General features: G+C 31.8%; 1 protein-coding gene. It reads left to right on the top strand.

Annotated elements, in window-relative coordinates:
- Positions 1-86: 86 nt before the first annotated feature.
- Positions 87-1,256 carry an MGDG synthase family glycosyltransferase gene (locus J5G60_RS18360; protein WP_150356666.1) on the top strand — a complete coding sequence of 390 codons (1,170 nt, stop codon included), beginning with the start codon at positions 87-89 and terminating at the stop codon, positions 1,254-1,256.
- Positions 1,257-1,331 lie beyond the last annotated feature (75 nt).

The raw sequence follows: 1,331 nt of genomic DNA, 5'->3' as shown, positions 1-1,331 counted from the left end.
GTTTTAGATTTAATTGTGTAATATATTAAAATAGAGTAGTAATTGTATTTATATTATAATAAATTAACTGATAAGAGGGACTGATTATGATTAATAGTATACTTGTTATTTCATCTGATTTTACAGGACATGGGCATAAAAGCATAGCGGAATCTTTATGCGAAAAATTTTCATACAACAAAAATGTCAAAATTCATATTGTAGATGGATTTTCCCTTGGCGGGACCACGTTATTAAATGTGGCCAAAGCATATGGCCCTATAACTAGAAAATCAGAAAATTTGTGGGAACTTATATGGGATATATCATCTGTCAAACCGTATCTCATCAATGAGATTATTGAGCTAAAGATAAAAGATAGGTTTTTGGATTTGTTAAAAGAGACAAGACCGGATTTGATTTTAACTATACATCCGAATTTTAATGGTTCTATCTTAAATATACTTAGAAAATATCATGTTACAATACCTTTTGTTACGCTTATTGCAGATTTAGTAAGTATAACCCCTCTATGGGCAGATCCAAGGGCAGATTACATAATAAGCCCTACACGGGAGGCAAAATATAAATGCATGAAATTTGGTGTTCCTGAAGAGAAAATAAAAGTTTTGGGTTTCCCAGTGCGCTCGAGGTTTTGCAATCATACTTATAATTTTAAAAAAGATATCAATTATAATGGCAAGGAACCATTTAGATGTATTATAATGAGCGGCGGCGAGGGTGTTGGCAATATGAAAAAAATAGCTGAAATTCTGTTGGAAAATTTTAATTGTACAGTAAAAATTGTAGCAGGCAGGAATAAGGCTCTTGAGAACAAACTTGAAAAAGCACTTGCCCATAAATATGGTGATAGAGTTGAGATATATGGATTTACGGAAAATATACAGGATTTAATGCAGAGTTCTGATATCGCGTTTATGAGGGGAAGTCCTAATGTAATCATGGAAGCGGTAGCCTGCAATGTGCCTTTAATAATAACAGGTGCTCTGCCGGGACAGGAAGAGGGCAATCCCAGATTTGTTGAAAAACATAATCTTGGAATAGTGTGTGCGGATACAGATAAAATAAAAGATGCTGTAACTGATTTAATTGCAAATAATTCGCAAGAGCTAATTAAAATCAAAAGATTCCAGAGAATTTATACTAACCCAGATGCGGCAGAGGACATTGTAAATTTTATTTTAAGTATAAAAAGTAATTTTGATGAAGTCACAGAAAAAGATGCAGACTTTTTAATCTCCAAAATAAATATGTAAGCGGCATTAAAAAATTTTATTTGAAATATAATTCTTTTTTAATTATATTTTAACCTTGTGCGTGTAATATATTAT

The organism is Clostridium sp. HV4-5-A1G (genome assembly GCF_900184915.1).
GTDB lineage: Bacteria > Bacillota > Clostridia > Clostridiales > Clostridiaceae > Clostridium_B > Clostridium_B aromativorans.
This window is presented reverse-complemented; position numbering and strand designations above follow the sequence as displayed.

Coding starts and splice junctions, on each gene's coding strand:
- J5G60_RS18360 (WP_150356666.1), top strand. CDS start 87: ATGATTAATAGTATACTTGTTATTTCATCTGATTTTACAGGACATGGG.